This is a genomic window from uncultured Sulfitobacter sp., assembly GCF_947500075.1.
GTDB lineage: Bacteria > Pseudomonadota > Alphaproteobacteria > Rhodobacterales > Rhodobacteraceae > Sulfitobacter.
Map to the genome: position 1 here is coordinate 218,345 of NZ_CANMQS010000002.1, position 20,208 is coordinate 238,552.

Below are 20,208 nucleotides of genomic sequence, written 5' to 3' on the forward strand. Positions count from 1 at the left end.
CGGGAAGCGCAGGCGCAAGCCGAGCGGCTGGCGGCAGAAGAGGCCGCCCGTGTTGCCGCCGAGGAGGAAGCCGCCGCCGAAGCCGCGCGTCTGGCTGCCCAACAGGAAGCGGCCCGCATCGCAGAGGAACAAGCCGCCGCCGCAGAGGCTGCAAGACGCCGCGCCGCTGAGGAAGCCGCCGCCGAGGAAGCACGCCTTGCCGCCGAACGCGCCGCGGCCGCAGATGAAGCCGCCCGTCAGGAAGCCGAAGCCGCCGCCGCCCGCGCTGCTGAAGAGGCCCGCCTTGCCGCCGAAGCAGAAGCCGCCGCACAAGCCGAAGCGGCACGCCTTGCCGCCGCCCATGAAGCGGCGCGTGTGGCTGCCGCGCAAAAGGCGCAGGAAGACGCCGACCGGCGCGCCGCTGAAGAAGCCGCGCGCGCCCAAGCGGCAGAGCAGGCCCGGCTGGACGCAGAGCAGAAAGCCGCGCAAGAAGCGCGCGCCCAGGCAGAGCGTGATGCAGCCGAAGCCGCCCGCGTCGCCGAAGAAACCGAAGCTCAGCGTCTGGCCGCAGAAGCCGTGCCCGAGCCCGCAGCCCCGGCCCCCTTGCACACAACATTGACCCCCGTTGCCCCCTCCCTCATCGAGGACGAAGAAGAGACCTCCGAACCCGCCAAGAAACCCGGCTTGCTGGGCCGTCTCATGGGCCGCAGCGCCCCCAAGACCGTCGTGCGCCGGACGCTGGACGACGACATGCTCGAACAGCTCGAAGAATTGCTGATCACCGCTGACATGGGCGTGGACACCGCCCTGCGCGTGACCGCCAACATGGCCGAAGGGCGGCTCGGCAAGAAATTGAGCGTCGCTGAAATCAAAACCCTGATGGCCGACGAAGTCGCCCGCATCATGGAGCCTGTGGCCCGGCCCCTGCCGCTTTTCCCCAAGACACCGCAGGTGGTGCTGGTGGTCGGCGTGAACGGGTCGGGCAAGACCACCACGATTGGCAAACTCGCCAGCCAGTTCCGTGCCGCAGGTAAGAAGGTGGTGATTGCCGCAGGCGACACCTTCCGCGCGGCGGCGGTGGAACAGCTTCAGGTCTGGGGGGACCGCGCAGGCGTGCCCGTGCTGACCGCCGCACAGGGCAGTGACCCTGCCAGCCTTGCCTTTGACGCGATGGCACAGGCGCAGGCCGATGGGGCGGACCTTCTGCTGATCGACACCGCCGGCCGCTTGCAGAACCGCGGCGACCTGATGGAGGAACTGGCCAAGATCGTCCGTGTCATCCGCAAGAAAGACGAAACCGCGCCCCACAACACGCTGCTGGTGCTGGATGCGACAACGGGCCAGAACGCGCTCAGTCAGGTGAAAACGTTTCAGGAAATCTCGGACGTATCCGGGCTGGTGATGACCAAACTTGACGGCACCGCCAAGGGCGGCGTGCTGGTGGCGCTGGCCGATAAATTCGGCCTGCCGATCCATGCCATCGGCGTGGGCGAACAGATCGATGATCTGTCACCCTTTGATCCAGAGGAATTTGCCGACGCGCTGGTGGGCAATGAACGGTAGACCTCCCGCGCGGGGGCGTCCTTCCGACTTCAGCTTTCTGCCCGGCGCGACGGCTGCGCATGAGTTTATTGGCCAAATGAAGCCCGGACCTGCGCTTCATTTGGCCTTTAAACTCAATTCCAACAACAAGGCCTGGGGACGGCGGTTGTGTGAAGGTACGTCTTGACCGATTGGCTGCTCTCCATCGAAGGCACCGAGACCGGGCATCAGGTTGCCCTTGGCCTCGCCATCATGGCGGCGTTTCTGCACGCGGTCTTTGGCGCGCTGCAAAAGGGGCGGCATGATCCGTGGCTGACGCGGGGCGCGATTGATTTCGCCTATTGCATCATGGCTGCCCCCTTTGCGCTTTTTGTCGTGCCCTGGCCGGAGCCACATATGTGGGTCATCTTCCTTGGCGCCTTTTCCATCCACATCATCTACAAATGCCTGCAAGCCTGGGCCTATACCAAGGGGGCCTATACGGTCGTCTACCCGGTGGTGCGCGGCACCGGGCCGCTCTTTGCGGTGATCGGGGCCTATCTGATCTTTGAGGAACGCTTCACAGGTGTGCAATGGCTGGGGGTGGCCGTGCTGCTGGCGGGTATCTTCGGGCTGGCGATCTACAACATGGTGTTTCTGGTGTCCGAACGCGACACCCTGCACGCCGCCCTTGGCATTGCCGTGCTGACCGGGCTCTTTGTCGCACTCTACACCACCTATGACGCCTACGGCATCCGCGCCACGCAGAACCCGTTCACGTTCCTTGCGTGGTTTTTCATGATTGACGGGCTGGTGATGCCTTTCATCGCGGCGGCGCGCTGGCGGCGGATGGTGGACGCCCCCGCTCTTGGCCCGCTTCTGGCGCGTGGGTTTGTGGGCGGCATCACCGCTTTCCTCAGCTTTGGCGCGATCATGATGGCAACGCGGCTCGACAAGGTGGGCGAGGCGGCGGTGCTGCGCGAAACCTCAACCGTGTTTGCCGCGCTGATCGGCTGGATTTTTCTCAAAGAAACCGTTGGGCCGCGACGTCTTGGCCTGATGGCATTGATCGCAGCAGGCGCTGTGATAGTTGAGATGGGCGGATAAAGGAGAGACCCTGCATGGCTGAGCCCAAAACCATCAACCCCATCCTCAAGCATGTGCTTGAACTGGGTCCGCCCTTGCTGTTTTTCGTGATCTACCAGCGCATCCGCGATGACGTGTTTACCTGGGGCGGGACAGACTACAGCGGGTTTATCGTGGCAACCCTTATTTTCGTGCCAATCTTGTTGATCGCGATGGGTATTCTCTGGGCCATGACCGGACAACTCAGCCGGTTGCAGGTATTCACAGCCTGCATTGTTATCTTCTTTGGTGCCCTGACGTGGTGGTTCAATGACGAGAAGTTTTTCAAGATGAAAACAACCATAGCTTATGGCATTTTTGCGATCATCCTCGGCATCGGGCTTGCGCGGGGGCGCAGCTATCTTGCCTATGTCATGTCCGAGGTGATCCCGATGACTGATCAAGGCTGGATGGTGCTGACCCGGAGGCTGACGATGTTCTTTGTGGCGATGGGGGTGGCCAACGAAGTGATCTGGCGCACCATGTCCACCGATGCCTGGGTCAAGATCGAAACCTTTGGCTTTCCGATCGTGACGTTTCTATTCCTTTGGACGCAGATCGTGGCGCTTGAGAAATATACAGTCTCTGAAGACGAAAGCTGACGCTACTGCGCCTGCTGCAAGGCCTGCGTCTCCTGTACCATCGGCTCTTGCAGACCGGGGCGCCACTGCGGAGAGTTGGGCGCAACCGAATGCGCAACTTTCTGTGCCAGATCAAGGGACAGAACCGATTCCAGCGCCAGCTTGAACCGGGCAGAGCGTGCCGATGCACGCGCAAGGTCCTCGCCCGTCCACTCCAGTATTTCAGACCCGGCAGCCAGCGTTGTAGTGGCCGAGGCAGGCCCGCCGGTCAGATATGCAACCTCCCCCACAAACACCCCTGCGGGCACGTTGAAACTGTCGCCCTTTTTGACAATCGACGTGTGCCCGGACACCACATAGAACAATCGCGTCAGCGGCATCCCCTCCGTAGTCAACACCAGATCCGTATCCGCCACATAACGCCGCGCACTGCGCATCAGGATGCGAAAGTCGCCCGGTTTCATGCTGTAGAACTGATCAAAGATATCCGCATGTTTGCGCGGAATGGCCAGCCGTGACCGACCCGCCAGCAGGATCGCCAGACCGTATATATTCGCAAACCCAATCATGATCGAAATGAACATCGCTTCCCAAAGCGGCGTATCCGCGACGGTCGCGTAGTAGACCGTATAAAACCCCGTGCCCGTCAGCACCATCAATCGCAGAACAATCTGGTTAATGATAAGCAGGCCCAGGATGTAGAAAACACCGGCCACATAGACGAGCGTCTCGGGACTCATCAAATATTCAAACACGCAAAACGCTCTCTCTCGACCTAAGATGACAGAGCTTGCATCGAAATTTTCCCTGCGTAAAGAATTCTGTGTGCGGGCGACTATTTTTTGTGGGTGAACAGCTTGTCCTGTGCGCCTTTGTCCTTGGAGAAATCGCCGCGTTTCTCCGCAAACAGCGCCCGTCCGCGTTGCACACCGGGCCGTGCGCCCATCGTCTCAAGCCAGCGGGCCATGTGCGGTTTGTCTTCCAGCGTCTGCTGCTGCCCTTCCCAAAGCGACGCCCAGCCCCAGATCGCAAAATCCGCGATGGAGATGAAATCACCCGCGACGTATTCGGCCTGTGCCAACTGCCGATCCAGCACGCCGTAAAGCCGCGCCGTCTCGCTCCGGTAGCGGTCCTTGGCGTAGGGCAGATCGTTTGGCGGGTCCATCGCTGGCGCGTACTTCAGGAAGTGATGCGCTTGCCCGGCCATGGGGCCCAGACCGCCCATCTGCCACATCAACCATTCCTCCACCGCAATGCGGTCCCGCTCTGTCTTGCCATTAAACGTCCCGGTTTTCCGCGCGAGGTATTGCAGGATCGCCCCGGATTCAAAGACCGACACCGGCGCGCCATCTGGCCCATCCGGGTCCACAATCGCGGGCATCCGGTTGTTGGGGGCGATCTTCAGGAAGTCAGGTGCAAACTGATCGCCTGCGCCGATGTTGATCAGATGGGTTTCATAGGGCAGGCCCATTTCCTCCAACGCGATGGAGACTTTCCAACCATTGGGGGTGGGCCAGTAGTAAAGGTCGATGGGGGCGGGCATAGGTGGTCTCCTGCAAGGTCAGGTGAGTTTGACAGGATTTCCGGAGGAGTGAAGGCTTGACCGACACCGGGTCAGAGGCGTAAAGCAATTCTCGTGGTGATTTGTTACCGGATTGCGGGCCACGTTAAACAATCTGCTAAAAGGTCAGGATGAAAGCCCCCTTTCGCTTGACCGCGTTTGGGGTTTTTTTGCGTCTCGGGGGCAGAGACCACTGGAATGGAACAATGAGTAAAGACTGGCAAAAAGGCACCCGTGCGGTGCATGCAGGCACCCGCCGCAGCCAATACGGCGAAGTGTCCGAGGCGATCTTCATGACGCAGGGCTTTGTTTATGACAGCGCCGAACAGGCTGAGGCGCGGTTCGAAGCACTGGGCGAGGATGAATTCATCTACGCCCGCTATGGCAACCCCACCGTCAAGATGTTCGAAGAACGCATCGCCTCCCTCGAAGGGACCGAAGACGCCTTTGCCACGGCTTCCGGCATGGCAGCGGTCAATGGCGCGCTGATGTCGCTGGTCAAGGCGGGCGATCATGTGGTGTCCTCCCGCGCGCTGTTCGGCTCGTGCCTGTATATCGCCGAGGAAATCCTGCCCCGGTTCGGCGTCGAAGTGACCTTTGTCGATGGCCATGATCTGGACCAGTGGGAAGCCGCCATTCGGCCCGACACCCGCGCGGTCTTCTTCGAATCCCTCTCCAACCCGGCGCTTGAACTGGTGGACATCGAAGCGGTCTCGAAGCTGGCCCATGCCAAGGGCGCGATTGTGGTCTGTGACAACGTTTTCGCCACGCCGATCTACTCGAAGGCCGTCGCGCAAGGCGCTGATATCGTGATCTATTCCGCTACCAAGCACATCGACGGGCAGGGCCGTGCGCTGGGCGGGGTGATCCTTGGCACGCGGGAGATGATCCGCAAGACGGTTGAGCCTTACATGAAGCACACCGGCGGCTCGATGAGCCCCTTTACCGCCTGGATCATGCTCAAGGGGCTTGAAACGATGCGCCTGCGGGTTCAGGCGCAATCGGCCACGGCGCTGGCACTGGCCACGGCGCTTGAGGGCCATGAAAACCTTTCCCGCGTGATCTATCCGGGCCTTCCCAGCCATCCCCAGCACGCTCTGACCCTGCGCCAGATGGGCGATGGCGGCACGATGCTGGCGATTGAGGTCAAAGGCGGCAAGGAGGGGTCATATCGGTTCCTCAATGCCTGTAAGGTTGCGATCATCTCCAACAACCTCGGCGATGCCAAAACCATCCTGACACCGCCTGCGTTCACCACGCACCAGCGGCTGCCGCAGGATCAGAAGGATGCGCTGGGAATCACACCCGGATTGGTGCGAATCTCTGTCGGTCTGGAAGATGTCCGTGACCTTCAGGCGGATTTCACCCAGGCATTATCGCATTGAAAGTGTCGCATTTGCATGGGCTTAGGACTGGCCTATTGAGGTATATCATATCTTAATTGGTAATCTCGAATGCGCACCCTACTTAAAGCCTGCGCACCGAAGAGGGGGGCCAAGTCCATGAATGCAATCACTTCTGTTGAAAAAGCACCTGAGCGATCAGAGGCAGAGGAAGCACTTGCGACGCTGAAAAAATGGGCCGCAGGGGCCTCGGCCTCCGAAATTGAGGGGCTGGATCCCGCCGTGGCGCGCCTGCTGTCGGACGAAGTGGCCTATCCCGATTTCAAGCGGACGTACCCGGACGATTTCGCCGTGGGCGACAATTACAAAGCGACATTGCCTGATCTGCAAAACGGCCCGTCGAGCCTGATCAGGGGCGCAAAGACGCAGATCCAGCACGTTGGCATCTCCAACTTCCGGCTGCCCATTCGCTTTCACACCCGCGACAATGGCGATCTCAGCCTTGAGACTTCCATCACCGGGTCTGTCAGCCTTGAGGCCGACAAGAAGGGCATCAACATGTCCCGCATCATGCGCAGTTTTTACAAACACGCAGAGCAGACGTTCAGCTTTGACGTGATCGAAGCCGCCCTTGATGACTACAAGACCGATCTCGAAAGCATGGATGCCCGCATCCAGATGCGGTTCTCCTTCCCGATGAAGACAACAAGTCTGCGGTCGGGCCTTCAGGGCTATCAATACTATGATGTGGCGCTGGAACTGGTGGAAAAGGACGGTGTGCGCCAGCGCATGATCCACCTCGACTACGTCTATTCCAGCACATGCCCCTGTTCGCTGGAACTGTCCGAGCATGCCCGCGCCACCCGCGGACAGCTCGCCACGCCCCATTCGCAACGCTCCGTCGCGCGGATTTCGGCGGTGATGGACGACAAGCACAAATGCCTGTGGTTCGAAGAACTGATCGAAGCCTGCCGCCGCGCCGTGCCGACAGAGACGCAAGTCATGGTCAAGCGCGAGGATGAGCAGGCCTTCGCCGAACTGAACGCCGCCAACCCGATCTTCGTCGAAGATGCCGCACGTCTGTTCTGCGAACAATTGCAGGCCGAACCCCGCATCAAGGATTTCCGCGTCGTCGCCAGTCATCAGGAAAGCCTGCACAGCCATGATGCGATCTCCGTCCTGACCGAAGGGCCGACGTTTGAGATGGCCAGCATCGATCCACGGCTGTTCAGCACGCTGTTCCACGTCGGGTAAGAAACTCTCCTCAGCGAAATGTGAAAGGCCGGGCAGGGGATGCCCGGCCTTTTGCGTCTGTACGTTTGCACAAGGTCTGCACCACGCGGGTCGCGGGTATGCAGATTTGTGCGTTCTTCTGGCCCCCGTGATGCCCTATCTAGAGTGCAGAGGGGGAGACAACAAAACCTCAAGGAATTACAATGGCCTATCAAGCATCCGCACCCCGTTCCACCGCTCTGGAAACGCTTCAGCATCTGACACACCGCATCGGGCATGGCCTGCGCGCGGTCGGCAAGGCGCTGATGGAATCCTCCGAAGGCAACCGCCGTCTGATCTACGCACAGGCTTTGCAGGCAAAATCTGATGCTGAGCTTGCGGCGCTGAACATCAAACGCGAAGACATCATCGAACATGCCTTCGGCCGCGGGTTCTAAGCACCGCTGACACTCCACAGGCACCGCGTTCCGGACCACCCAGGGCCGGGCCCGGACCTGTGCCTGCTTGACACCGTCAATCCCCCACGCCAACGCTGAGCCATGATAGATTTGCGCCCGGTTGGATATGTGGTTGGCCTGTTGGTGGCCGTGCTGGGCATTGCGATGATCCTGCCGCTGCTGGTGGATATTGCCGAACAGCGCGGCCATTGGCCCGTCTTCGCCGAAGCCGCGCTGATCACCACACTGGCAGGCGGTTTCATTGCGCTGGCCTGCGCCAATGGCGTGCGCGAAGGGCTGACGATCCAGCAGACCTTCCTGCTGACCACGGGTGTCTGGGCCTTGCTGCCCGTCTTTGGCGCGATCCCCTTCATGCTGGGCGAAACAGGCTCCAGTTTCACCGACGCCGTGTTTGAAGCCACCTCCGGCCTGACCACAACCGGGGCCACGGTGCTGTCCGGGTTGGATGAACTGCCCAAGGGCCTGCTGCTCTGGCGCGGCGTGCTGCAATGGCTGGGCGGGATCGGCATTATTGTTGTGGCCATGGTGTTCCTGCCGGAACTGAAGGTCGGTGGCATGCAGATCTTTAAATCCGAAGGCTTTGATACCTTTGGAAAAATCCTGCCGCGCGCGGGTCAGATCGCCAGCCAGATCTCTGTCATCTACCTGTGGCTCACGATCACCTGCATGCTCAGCTATCTTGCCCTAGGCATGAACGCCTTTGACGCCACCGTGCATGCGCTCACCACCGTCTCTACGGGGGGGTTCGCCAATTATGACGCCTCTTTCGCCGCGTTCTCGGGACCGAAGGAATACGTGGCCACACTCTACATGATCCTCGCCGCGCTGCCCTTCGTGCGCTACGTCCAGCTGATCAATGGCAACACCATGGCGCTGCACAAAGACACCCAGATCCGCGGGTTTCTGGCGACCCTTGCCGTGCTGGTGCTGGTGATCTTTGTGCTGCTGCACAACACCCAGGGAACGGGTTGGGAGCAGAGCTTCCGCAAGGCGCTGTTCAATATCACCTCGATCATCTCTGGCACCGGCTATGCTTCGGCGGACTATATGCAGTGGGGGTCTTTCGCGGTGGCGCTGTTCTTTTTCATCGGGTTGATCGGCGGCTGTGCGGGCTCCACCACCTGTTCGATCAAGGTCTTCCGCTACCAGCTTCTGTTCGCCTCCATCCGCGCGCAACTGCGCCGCATCCGGTCGCCCCACGGCATCTTCACGCCGCGCTATGACGGCAGGCCCGTGGGCAATGACGTGCTGAGTTCGGTGATGTCGTTCTTCATGTTCTTCGTGGTCACGCTGGGGCTGGTGGCTGTGGCGCTCAGCATGACAGGTCTGGATTTCGTCACCTCCGTCTCTGGCGCTGCCGCAGCACTGGCCAACATCGGCCCCGGTCTGGGTGACATCATCGGCCCCTCGGGCAACTTCGCCAGCCTCAACGATACCGCCAAATGGATCCTGACCACCGCGATGCTGCTGGGGCGGCTGGAACTGCTGGTGGTCTACGTCTTCTTCACTGTCAACTTCTGGAGGGCCTGATGGCTGATCCGCAGATGCGTCCCTTGGGCGCGCAAATCTCCCACATGCTCAAGGATCGTGGCGTCGATGTGATCTTCGGCATTCCCGGCGTGCATAACCAGGAGATGTACCGGGGGATCGAGGAGGCTGGGATCACCCATGTGCTGGCACGCCACGAGCAGGGGGCGGGGTTCATGGCCGACGGCTATGCCCGCGCGACGGGCAAGGTGGGCGTGGCTTATGTGATCACCGGGCCGGGGCTGTGCAACATCATGACGCCGATGGGGCAGGCGTATTCGGATAGCGTGCCGATGCTGGTGATTTCGTCCTGTCTGGATGAGACGGCGGCCACGCGCGGGCAGTTGCACCAGATGAAGGACCAGCGCGCGGCGGCGGAGACGGTGTGTGACTGGTCCGAAGAAGCGCGCACGCCGGAGGCGGCGTATGCGTTGATCAATCGTGCGTTTATGGAGTTACATACGACAAGGCCGCGCCCGAAACATCTGCAAGTCCCCATAGCGTTGCTCGAAGCGCCATCACCGCAGCACGACCCGGCTCATATGGGGTTCAGCGATGGCATCGAGGAAATGGGCGATCTGTTCCCGGTTCTGCCGCACCTGTTGCAAAGGGCAAAGCGACCGCTTTTCATTTTTGGGGGCGGCGCAAAAGATGCGACATCAGAGGTTCGAACCTTGTTGAAACGCTGTCCCGTGCCCGTGTTCACAACGTATGCAGGGCGTGGAATTGTGCCATCTGAGTATCCGTTTCTCTTTGGCAGCACGCTTGCCCGGCCGGACAGTGCGTCCGTGATCGGTGAAGCCGACCTTGTCATTGCCGTTGGCACCGAACTGGCGGAAGTTGACCTTTGGCGAGACAAACTTGGACACATGGCGAAGCTGGTTCGTATTGACATAGATCCATCAGTCCTGTCGGACGGTCGTGGCAACTCCATGCGTTTCAAGGCAGCAGCTCACACCGTATTTCGCGCTTTTGAAGCGGTTGTCGACCTGCCAAATGCGTTCGACTGGACCCCCGAAGAGGTCGCCAAAACCCGCGCCCGCTGGCGCGCCGAAACAGACGCCGAACGCCCCGGCATTGTCCCGCTCTGCGACGCCCTGCGCGCCGCCGTCCCGGCAGACACCATGATCTACTCCGACATGACCCAATTCGCCTATGTCGCCAAGGAGGTCTGGGACATGGACCGCCCCGGCCACTGGCACCACCCCTACGGTTTCGGTACGCTGGGCTATGCCACACCCGCTGCCATAGGCGGTGCCGTTGCGCGGCCCGATCAGCCGACGATGGCGATCATCGGCGATTACGGCTTTCACTACACCATGCAGGAGCTTGGTGTGGCGGTGGAACTGGGCCTGCCGATCCCGATCATCCTCTGGGACAACGGAAAACTCAAAGAGATCGAAGACAGCATGACCCGCGCCCAGATCGCGCCCAACGCGGTCATCGCCCGTAACCCGGATTTCGTGAAACTGGCGGAGGCGTTTGGCGCAAAAGGTGTAGCCCCCAAAACGATTGCGCAGATGCAGACAGCGGTCAAAGACGCCTTCACCGCAGATGGCCCCACGCTGATCTACCTCACCCCAGACCTCACCGCCTGAGATCGATTTTTCGAAAAAATCGCACCGGAATTTTCGAAAATTCCGCGCCCAACCTCACTCCCAGCAGCTCACCAGCACCGTCATGCCCTGCGCGGCCCGCGTCAGGTCGCGCGGGGCAATCGTGCCCGTGGCCCCATTCGCCGCCAGCGTGATCCCCGCCTGTGACGCCACATCCGCGATCGCTGTGCTTTTGAGCGCAAAGCTCACGCCCTGCGGCAACTGCCGACCGTCGGTGCTCTCCGGCAGCAACATCCCCACAACGCTGCCCGTCCCGTCAAAAACTGGACCGCCCGCGTCGCCGGGTTGGGCGGCCAGCGCCAGACGCTTAAGATCTTCTTCGCCCTGCAACCCGCGCACATCCGCAATGGTCCCGAATGTCAGCGTCGCCGCACTCAGCACCCCTTCGTAGGAGAACCCGGCCACGGAAACCTCTGACTGAAGCCTCGGGTCGACCAGCGTGAACCGCGCCACGTCAAGCGGCGCCAGCGGGCTGCGTGGTTTCAGGATCGCAATCCCCTTGCCTGCATCCGTCGCCACCACATCCGCTTCGGTATCGCCGTCCACGGTCACGCGGCTACAGGTGTTGACCGCTTCTGCCGTTGTCGCCACCACGCCGGACCGGTCAATGAAGAAACCTGACCGCGCAATCTTCGGACGGCGGATCTGCAACCCTGCCACCAGATCAATCGACTGCGTCTCTGCCCCGCCTGCGGCAGCATCCAGCACAGCGGGCAGGCGCGTGAAGCTCTTGGTCATTTCCGCCATCACCCGGCGGCGGCGGTCCTCATCCCCCGCAGGCCAGATCAGCGTGAACCCCTTGATCTGCCCGCCTTCCAGCGACACTTTCGTCTGGCTGATGATGCGCGCGTCCTGACCGATCAGCTCGAAGGAGGCATTCTTGCGCTCCCGTGGGCCGTCCACCGGCACAATCTCCAGCGTCTGCATGATGTCATAGAGACCAAAGAGCGTGTCCTGATCCCCTTCCTGACTGATCAGCAGCACCCGCGCGCCAATGTCGCCGGTGCTGTTGTACTGGGCAAAGGGCGGCTCATAGGTGTCAAAGGCCACTTCCGCTGTGGGCATGATCATTTCAATGCCCGCCGCTTCATCGCGCACGATCTGAAGGCCCAGACCATCAAGAACCGCGTTATACTGCCCAAGCAGCGCCGCGCGTTGCACGGTGGTCAACACCCCGGTGACGTCATAGCCATTGGCTTCCTGCCAGGCGGCCATGGAATTGCGTGTGCCCCGGCCAAAGGCCCCGTCAATGGCTGCGTTGTAGAAACCCGCCCACTGCAAGGCGACCTGCAAGGCGCGCCGTTCGTCGCCATTCAAGGCCCGTTCGCTCCGCCGCGCCTGCGCGGGCGTTTCATCGGCGGGCTCAGGGTCGGGCAGGTCTGCCACCGGCGCCTCCTCGGCAGGCGCGTCCTCCACCGGGGCCTCTTCTGCGGGGGCTGCTGGCGTCACATTGTCCGGCACGGTGATCGCCCCGCGGTTCAGCACATTGGCCCCCACCGGCCAGAACTGCTGCCGCAATCGGCTGGAAAGCTGAATGAAACTGTCGCGCGGCACCAGCCCCTGCCGCACATAGGTCCGCAGGACCTCCTCCGCATCGTCCCGTGTGTAGGGCCCCACCGTGATCCCGTACCAGCCCCCGCCCAGCGAAAACCCGTTCACATCCTCCAGCAGTGTGGCATAGGCGCGCGCCCGGTCTGTCGCGGCGGCCAGAGACGGCTGCGCCTCAATCTGCACCCAGACGACCTCCTCGCTCTGCGCCAGCGCAGGGGAGGGGACAAGCGCAGGTGCGCAAAGCACTGCAAAACAAACAAGGAGGGCTGAAAGGAAACGGTGCATCGTGCGGAAACTCTCATCGCGTAAAATCCGGCGCAGATAATCAGGAAAGCGCTGCAAAGGCCATGGGATTCGGCCCTGAAATGGTCACAAACCTGCAATTGACCCAAGCACGCCACACCCGTAGGAAAGGCGCGCGCAGTCAAAGGTAAGATCCATGTCCCATCCCACCTCCACACCACGGTCCTTTCAGGCCATCATTCTGGCCCTGCAAACCTACTGGGCCGAACAGGGCTGCGCCGTGCTGCAACCCTACGACATGGAAGTAGGGGCAGGCACCTTCCACCCCGCCACCACCCTGCGCAGCCTCGGCACCCAGCCCTGGGCGGCAGCCTATGTGCAGCCCTCACGCCGCCCGACCGATGGCCGCTACGGCGAAAACCCCAACCGCTTGCAGCATTACTACCAGTATCAGGTGCTGATCAAACCCAGCCCGCCCAACCTGCAAGACCTCTACCTCGGCTCCCTGCAAGCCATCGGCATCGACATGGAACTGCACGACATCCGCTTTGTCGAAGACGACTGGGAAAGCCCGACCCTCGGCGCCTGGGGCCTCGGCTGGGAAGTCTGGTGCGACGGCATGGAAGTCAGCCAGTTCACCTACTTCCAGCAGGTGGGCGGCCACGACTGCGTGCCGGTCTCGGGCGAACTCACCTACGGCCTCGAACGCCTCGCCATGTACGTCCTGGGCGTCGATCACGTGATGGACATGCCTTTCAACGACCCCGACGCCCCGATCCCGCTCACCTACGGCGACATCTTCAAACAAACCGAAGAGGAATACGCCCGCTGGAACTTCGACACCGCCAACACCGACGTCCTGCTGCGCCAGTTCGAAGAAGCGGAAAGCCACTGCAAAGCCATCCTCGACCAGCCGCACGAGGACCCCAAAACCGGCAAGCGCATCGTCATGGCACATCCCGCCTATGACCAATGCATCAAAGCCAGCCACATGTTCAACCTGCTCGACGCCCGCGGCGTGATCTCCGTGACCGAACGCCAGGCCTATATCGGCCGGGTGCGCGCATTGGCCAAAATGTGCGCCGATGCCTTTGTGCAGACCCGCGCGGGCGGCTTCACCGAAGACGCGGCGTAACCCACCCATGAGCGGCAAAATCATAGGGATCACCATCATGCTCTCCGCCCTGATCGCAGGCGCAGGCCTCTACTATCTGCAAGTCTACGGCTTCTACCGCGAGGTGCCGCAGCCCGTGATCACGCTGGTCTCCCTCACCGACGACCAGCCCGAAGAGATCTTCACCAACGCCCTGCACGCCATCGACGCCGACAGCTCCCCCATCCGTTTCCGCGCCTGCTTCACCACCGACCTGAGCCTGCCGATGCTCACCGAAACCTACCAGATGATCGACACCAACGCCCCCCGCAACGCACCGGGCTGGTTCGACTGCTTCGACGCCAGAGCCATCGCCGCCGAAATCGACGCAGGCACCGCGCTCACCTTTCTGGGCGGCAAAAACGTCCACTTCGGCGTCGACCGCATCGTCGCCATCACTGAAGACGGCCGCGGCTACGTCTGGCATGAACTTAACGACTGCGGCGAAAAAGCCTATGACGGCACCATCGTCGGCGAAGAATGCCCGGCCCTGCCCACAAACTGAAACCCCGCCATGGTCTTCCAAATGGTTCAAAAAACCCCGCCGGAGGCCTCCCGTATAGACCGCCCCTAGACCCCGAACGCCGCGCCGACTATCCCGGACGCACCCTAACCCCAAGGAACACCTCGTGCCCGACCTGCTGATCGAACTCTTTTCCGAAGAAATCCCCGCCCGCATGCAACGCCGCGCGGCAGAGGACCTCAAAAAGCTCGTCACCAACGGTCTGGTCGAGGCGGGCCTGACCTATGCCGCTGCGGGCGCCTTCTCCACCCCGCGCCGCCTGACGCTGACGCTGGAAGGCATGCTGGCCGAAAGTCCTGCGGTGACCGAAGAACGCAAAGGCCCCAAGGCCGACGCGCCCGAAAAGGCGATCGAAGGCTTCCTGCGTGGCGCAGGCCTGACCCGCGACCAGCTGGAGGAACGCGACACCCCCAAGGGCAAGATCCTCTTTGCCCAAATCCACAAACCCGGCCGCCCGGCGGCGGAGATCGTGGCCGAGGTGCTCGAACAGACCATCCGCACGTTCCCCTGGCCCAAATCCATGCGCTGGGGCGCAGGCGCGCTCAAATGGGTCCGCCCGCTGCATGCCATCCTCTGCCTGATCTCATCGGAAGAGGGCGCCGACATCGTCCCCCTCGACATCGACGGCATCACGTCGGGCAACACCACCTTCGGCCACCGCTTCCTCGCGCCCGAGGCCATCACCGTCACGGGGTTTGAAGACTACGCCGCCAAACTCAAACGCGCCTTTGTGGTTCTGAACCCCGAAGAGCGCGCGGAAACGATTCTAAACGACGCCACCAACATGGCCTTCGCCGCAGGCCTCGAAGTGGTCGAAGACGCAGGCCTGCTGGCCGAAGTCGCGGGCCTCGTCGAATGGCCTGTTGCCCTGATGGGCACCATCGCCGATGATTTTCTGGAATTGCCGCCCGAGGTGCTGCAAACCTCCATGCGCGAGCACCAGAAATTCTTCTCCGTCCGCAACCCCAAATCCGGCAGAATCGAGAAGTTCATCACCGTCGCCAACCGCACCACCGCCGACGATGGTGCCACGATCCTTGCTGGCAACGAGAAAGTCCTGTCGGCCCGTCTGGCTGATGCGAAATTCTTCTGGGAAAACGACCTGCGCACCGCCACCTCCGCCGAAGGCATGGCCACATGGGTCGCCAACCTCGCCAATGTCACCTTCCACAACAAACTCGGCACCCAGGCCGAGTTGATCGAGCGGATGGCCATCCTCGCCCGCGAACTCGCCCCCATGGTGGAGGCAGATGCGGATGAAGCCGAGCAGGCGGCAAAACTCGCCAAAGCCGACCTCAGCTCCGAGATGGTCTACGAATTCCCCGAACTGCAAGGCTTGATGGGCAGCTACTATGCCAAATCCGCTGGCCACAGCGACGCCGTCGCGGCAGCGGCGAAAGAGCATTACGCCCCCCTCGGCCCCTCCGACGACGTGCCCACAGCACCCGTTTCCGTCGCCGTGGCGCTGGCCGAGAAGATCGACAAGCTGACTGGCTTCTGGGCGATTGATGAGAAGCCAACGGGGAGCAAGGATCCTTTTGCGCTGCGGCGGGCGGCTTTGGGGGTTATTCGGATCTTGGTCGAGAACGGCATCCAAGTCGCAATTCTGACGCCTTTTTGGCGTTCCCTGTCACAGTATCCAGAATCGATGCTCGAGTCCGCGCTTGAAGACCAAGCAGATCGTGATGAAGCGATCGCGGACTATCTTGGCATGGATGTGAATGATGTGTTCGATAGGCGTATCAAGAAAGAAGATGCAGCAGAAACATTGACCGTTCGTGCATCGTTGGCCGATCAAAAGCTTTCCGAGCTGTTGGATGCGGGACCTCGGGCTTTAATTGGCACAAACCTCCTCACCTTCCTCCACGACCGCCTGAAAACCTACCTCAAGGACCAAGGCATCCGCCACGACATCATCGACGCCTGCATCGCCATGGACGGCAACGACGACCTCACCCTGCTGGTCAAACGCGCGCGCGCCCTCTCCGAAACCCTCGCCACCGACGATGGCGAAAACCTCATCCAGGGTTTCAAACGCGCCAACAACATCCTCACCCAGGCCGAGGAAGCCGATGGCGTTGAATACTCCTACGGCGCGGACGTGAAATACGCCGAAACCGACGAAGAAAGGGCGCTCTTCAAAGCCCTTGATGAGGCGGAAGCCAAAATCACCCCCGCGATGGAGCAACAAGACTTCACCACCGCCATGACCGCCATGGCCACCCTGCGCAGCCCCATCGACGCCTTCTTTGACGCCGTGCAGGTCAACAGCGACAACCAGACCGTGCGGCGCAACCGTCTGAATCTGCTCAGCCGCATCCGGGGCATCTGTACCTCCGTGGCTGATCTGACCAGAATTGAAGGCTGACCAGAGCGCCTTTCTGGTGCGTTAACCAGACCACTTGTCAGATTGAATTGACAGCCTATGCTGCACCCACACACGAAAGGTGCCGCAGTGCAGAATAATCCGCATACCACGCTGGTGACCCCCACCGCGCCCATCGCCGCTGAAACCCACGGCGGGCGGGCCAAATGCCTGCAACGGCTGGTGCGGCTGGACCTGCCGGTGCCGCGCACCGTGGCGCTCTCGTTTCAGGCCGTCGACAGGATCGGGCAGGGGCATCTGCCCGATGTGGAAAAAGTCGTGGCCGAATTTCCCGAAGGCGCGCTGATGTGCGTGCGCCCCTCCAGCCAGGACCCCGATTGGGGCGGGCCGGGTGCCGTGATGAACATCGGCATCAACACCGCCAAATACGAATCCTTCTGCGACACCATGGGAGAAGACGCCGCATCGGCCCTCTACACCCGTTTCGTGCAATCCTACGCGGTGCATGTGGCCCGTCTGGATCCGGACATCTTTGACGACGTCAGCGGCGATCCGCGCTCCGCGCTCGGCCAATCCCTGCACGCCTATGAGGCGGAGATGGAAGAACCCTTTCCCCAGGACCGCGCCGCCCAATTGTCCGCCGTCCTGCTGTCGATGTCGCGTGCCTGGCATGGCACCTCCGCGCGGCTGCTGCGGCAGGCCAAAGGCGCGCCTGCGGATGCGGGACTGGGGCTGGTGGTGCAGCAGATGGCCTTCGGCGTCGGCCACGGCACCAGCGGCACAGGCGTGCTGCAACTGGTCAGCAGCGACACCGGGCTGCCGCAGGTCACCGGACGCTACAAAAGCCAAAGTCAGGGCAGGGACGGTCTGGAAGAGAAAACCGCGATGTACCTCACCCGCGACCCGCGCGGGCCGAGCCTGCAAGACATCGAACCGGAGGTCTTTGAAACCCTGATCGGCCACGCCCAGCTGATGCGCACGAAACTGCGGGCCGAGATGCAGGTGGAATTCGTGCTGGAAGACGGCACATTGCACATCCTTGATGGCGTGCGCGTGGCGCGCTCCTCTCAGGCGGCCGTCCATATCGCGGTGGCCCTCGCCGATGACGGGATCATCCCGCGTGAGGAAGCCCTGATGCGCGTCGAACCCCGCACGCTCAGCGAACTTCTGCACCGTCAGGTTGCGCCGGGGGCCAAACGCGACGTGATCGGCAGCGGCATCGCCGCCAGCCCCGGTGCGGCCACCGGGCGCATCGTCTTCAACGCCGCCGACGCTCAGGCCAGCGCCTCGCGTAATGAACCCTGTATCCTCGTGCGCCGCGAAACCAGCCCCGAAGACATCCGCGGCATGCAGGCGGCCCACGCTGTCCTGACCGAACGCGGCGGCATCACCAGCCATGCGGCTGTCATTGGCCGGGGCATGGGGCTGCCTTGCGTGGTCGGCGCCTCCAACCTGCGCTTCAACCTCAAACGCCGCACGATTACCTCTGCCGATGGCCGCGTGTTCAACGCAGGCGACGAAATCACCATCGATGGCACCAGCGGCGAAGTGCTGGTCGGCGCGCCCGCCATGCGCGAAGCCGCCCTTGATGACACCTTCAAACGTTTCATGATCTGGGCCGAAGAAGTCGCCGACATCGGCATCCGTGCCAACGCGGACACCCCTGCGGATGCCCAGACCGCCCACCATTTCCGCGCCGAAGGCATCGGCCTGTGCCGGACCGAACACATGTTCTTCGAACCCGGCCGCATGACCGTCATGCGGGAGATGATCTTTGCCAACACCGGCGAAGATCGCCGCGCGGTGCTGGAACGCCTGCTGCCGATGCAGCGCAACGACTTCAAACAGCTCTTCCGGATCATGGAAGGCAAACCCGTCTCCATCCGCCTGTTCGATCCGCCCCTGCATGAATTCCTGCCCACCGACAAGGCAGGCCAGCGCGAACTGGCCGACGCGCTTGATCTGCCGCTCTCCGCCGTGACCCGCCGCATTGAGGAGCTGAGCGAATACAACCCCATGCTGGGCATGCGCGGCGTGCGCCTTGGCGTGACCGTGCCCGAGATCTACGAAATGCAGGCCCGCGCGATCTTTGAAGCCACCGTCGAGGTCAGCCGCGATGGCGCGCCCGTGGTGCCCGAAGTGATGATCCCGCTGGTCAGCACCCGGCGCGAGGTCGAACTGGTCAAAACCGCCGTCGATGCCGTCGCCGCCGCCGTCAGTTCCGAAACCGACACCGATTTTGACTTCCACCTCGGGGTCATGGTCGAAACCCCGCGCGCCGCCCTGCGCGCCGCTGAAATCGCGCCCTATTGCAGCTTCCTCAGCTTCGGGACCAATGACCTCACGCAGATGACCTACGGGCTGTCGCGCGATGACGCAGGCCGGTTCATGTCGGCTTACGTGCAGCGTGGGGTCTTCGCCGAAGATCCGTTTCACGTCATGGACACCGACGGTGTGGGAGAGCTGGTAAAGCTGGGTGCAACCCGCGGCAGAATGGCCCAACCGGGGGTCACTTTGTCCGTCTGCGGGGAACACGGGGGCAACCCCGAATCAATCGCATTCTGCCGTGAAGTGGGGTTTGACTACGTTTCCTGCTCCCCGTTTCGCGTCCCGGTAGCACGGCTTGCTGCCGCTCAATTGGCCATCAAGGACAAACTTGGGCTCTGAGCCGTTGAAATAACGCTACAAATCCGCGTGATTTTCGGAACGCCGCGTAACATATCCGCCGGGGTTGCAGTTCCCGGCCATTCTGGCTAGGCGCTTGGGTCGTCTGTAACTGCTCTGGGGCATTTCATGCGTTTCGCTATCTCCGCTTTGTTTGCGGCCGCCTTGACGGCTGCGTCCTTGTCACCTGCACCGCTTTCCGCCTCATCGGAGAAAGCGGAGGAACTTGCCCGGATTGAGGCGCAAGGCATCCGGTCGGTGGGCAAGAAGCGGTTGGGCGATCTGGTCACGGTACCGCAGGCCAGCATCAGCACCCCTGTCCAGTTCTCGCGTGCCTGGGTCGACGCCCAGCCGCGCGCCACGGGCGATGCGCAATGGCGCTGTCTGGCCGAAGCGCTTTATTTTGAGGCGCGCGGGGAGACGGTCAAAGGCCAGTTTGCCGTGGCCGAAGTGATCCTGAACCGGGTCCAAAGCGCGCGGTTCCCCGGATCGCTCTGCGCGGTGATCCATCAGGGCACCGGCAAGAAATACCAATGCCAGTTCACCTACACCTGTGACGGCTACAAGGACGTCATCGCGGAACCGGGTGCCTTTGTGCGCGTCGGCAAGATCGCCCGTGCCGCCATGGCCGGCAAGGCCCCTGCGCTGACCGATGGCGCAACCCACTATCACACCACCGCCGTGCGCCCGCGCTGGGCCCGTGTGTACACACGCACCGCACGCATCGGGGTGCACCTGTTCTACCGCCACACATGGCGCACCGCGTCCAACTGACGCTGTCCTAATCTGCAATGGGGCCGCATG

Annotated in this window: 16 protein-coding genes and 1 riboswitch; of the genes, 13 read left to right on the forward strand and 3 right to left on the reverse strand. The window is 62.0% G+C overall.

The window, feature by feature from the left end:
- The first annotated feature begins 117 nt into the window (after nt 1–117).
- The 3 genes from ftsY (at nt 118) to Q1A91_RS06025 (ending at nt 3,227) form a co-directional block, all read left to right on the forward strand.
- Nucleotides 118–1,542, forward strand: coding sequence for a signal recognition particle-docking protein FtsY (ftsY, locus tag Q1A91_RS06015; protein WP_299876125.1), 1,425 nt, complete (start codon nt 118–120; stop codon nt 1,540–1,542).
- A gap of 162 nt (nt 1,543–1,704) precedes the next feature.
- A complete protein-coding gene (locus tag Q1A91_RS06020; protein ID WP_299874360.1) occupies nt 1,705–2,607 on the forward strand; it encodes a DMT family transporter in 903 nt (300 codons plus the stop codon).
- Between the two features lie 14 nt (nt 2,608–2,621).
- Nucleotides 2,622–3,227, forward strand: coding sequence for an inner membrane-spanning protein YciB (locus tag Q1A91_RS06025; protein WP_299874363.1), 606 nt, complete (start codon nt 2,622–2,624; stop codon nt 3,225–3,227).
- 2 nt (nt 3,228–3,229) lie between these two features.
- On the opposite strand, the gene Q1A91_RS06030 is transcribed toward Q1A91_RS06025, so the two are convergent.
- Nucleotides 3,230–3,946: a cyclic nucleotide-binding domain-containing protein gene (locus tag Q1A91_RS06030; protein WP_299874366.1), complete on the reverse strand. Its 717-nt coding sequence runs from the start codon at nt 3,944–3,946 to the stop codon at nt 3,230–3,232.
- A 95-nt stretch (nt 3,947–4,041) separates the two neighbouring features.
- Nucleotides 4,042–4,749: a glutathione S-transferase N-terminal domain-containing protein gene (locus Q1A91_RS06035; protein ID WP_299874367.1), complete on the reverse strand. Its 708-nt coding sequence runs from the start codon at nt 4,747–4,749 to the stop codon at nt 4,042–4,044.
- An 83-nt stretch (nt 4,750–4,832) separates the two neighbouring features.
- Nucleotides 4,833–4,909: riboswitch (SAM riboswitch) on the forward strand.
- Nucleotides 4,910–4,973: 64 nt separating this feature from the next.
- Between Q1A91_RS06035 and metZ the strand changes: the two genes are divergently transcribed.
- From metZ to Q1A91_RS06060, 5 genes are all read left to right on the forward strand, one after another.
- Nucleotides 4,974–6,152, forward strand: coding sequence for an O-succinylhomoserine sulfhydrylase (metZ, locus tag Q1A91_RS06040; RefSeq protein WP_299874369.1), 1,179 nt, complete (start codon nt 4,974–4,976; stop codon nt 6,150–6,152).
- 117 nt (nt 6,153–6,269) lie between these two features.
- Complete coding sequence (gene folE2, locus Q1A91_RS06045; protein ID WP_299874370.1) at nt 6,270–7,364, forward strand: GTP cyclohydrolase FolE2; 1,095 nt, start codon at nt 6,270–6,272, stop codon at nt 7,362–7,364.
- Nucleotides 7,365–7,546: 182 nt separating this feature from the next.
- A complete protein-coding gene (locus tag Q1A91_RS06050) occupies nt 7,547–7,780 on the forward strand; it encodes a hypothetical protein (RefSeq protein WP_299874372.1) in 234 nt (77 codons plus the stop codon).
- Between the two features lie 102 nt (nt 7,781–7,882).
- Entirely contained in the window at nt 7,883–9,331 is a 1,449-nt protein-coding gene (locus tag Q1A91_RS06055) for a TrkH family potassium uptake protein (protein ID WP_299874374.1), read from the forward strand.
- Entirely contained in the window at nt 9,331–10,926 is a 1,596-nt protein-coding gene (locus Q1A91_RS06060; RefSeq protein ID WP_299874375.1) for a 5-guanidino-2-oxopentanoate decarboxylase, read from the forward strand. Before Q1A91_RS06055 ends, Q1A91_RS06060 begins: the two co-directional genes overlap by 1 nt.
- 54 nt (nt 10,927–10,980) lie before the next feature.
- Here Q1A91_RS06060 and Q1A91_RS06065 read toward each other — a convergent pair whose 3' ends face one another.
- A complete protein-coding gene (locus tag Q1A91_RS06065) occupies nt 10,981–12,780 on the reverse strand; it encodes a serine protease (protein ID WP_299876127.1) in 1,800 nt (599 codons plus the stop codon).
- Between the two features lie 154 nt (nt 12,781–12,934).
- Between Q1A91_RS06065 and Q1A91_RS06070 the strand changes: the two genes are divergently transcribed.
- The 5 genes from Q1A91_RS06070 to Q1A91_RS06090 all read left to right on the forward strand — a co-directional run bounded on the left by Q1A91_RS06070 (nt 12,935) and on the right by Q1A91_RS06090 (nt 20,178).
- Nucleotides 12,935–13,873: a glycine--tRNA ligase subunit alpha gene (locus Q1A91_RS06070; RefSeq protein ID WP_299874377.1), complete on the forward strand. Its 939-nt coding sequence runs from the start codon at nt 12,935–12,937 to the stop codon at nt 13,871–13,873.
- A gap of 7 nt (nt 13,874–13,880) precedes the next feature.
- Complete coding sequence (locus tag Q1A91_RS06075; RefSeq protein WP_299874380.1) at nt 13,881–14,396, forward strand: DUF6446 family protein; 516 nt, start codon at nt 13,881–13,883, stop codon at nt 14,394–14,396.
- A gap of 124 nt (nt 14,397–14,520) precedes the next feature.
- Nucleotides 14,521–16,782 (forward strand): glycine--tRNA ligase subunit beta, encoded by a 2,262-nt coding sequence (glyS, locus tag Q1A91_RS06080; protein ID WP_299874383.1) that lies wholly within the window; start codon nt 14,521–14,523, stop codon nt 16,780–16,782.
- 57 nt (nt 16,783–16,839) lie between these two features.
- Complete coding sequence (locus Q1A91_RS06085) at nt 16,840–19,407, forward strand: putative PEP-binding protein (RefSeq protein WP_299874385.1); 2,568 nt, start codon at nt 16,840–16,842, stop codon at nt 19,405–19,407.
- Between the two features lie 126 nt (nt 19,408–19,533).
- Nucleotides 19,534–20,178 carry a cell wall hydrolase gene (locus Q1A91_RS06090; RefSeq protein WP_299874388.1) on the forward strand — a complete coding sequence of 215 codons (645 nt, stop codon included), beginning with the start codon at nt 19,534–19,536 and terminating at the stop codon, nt 20,176–20,178.
- Nucleotides 20,179–20,208 lie beyond the last annotated feature (30 nt).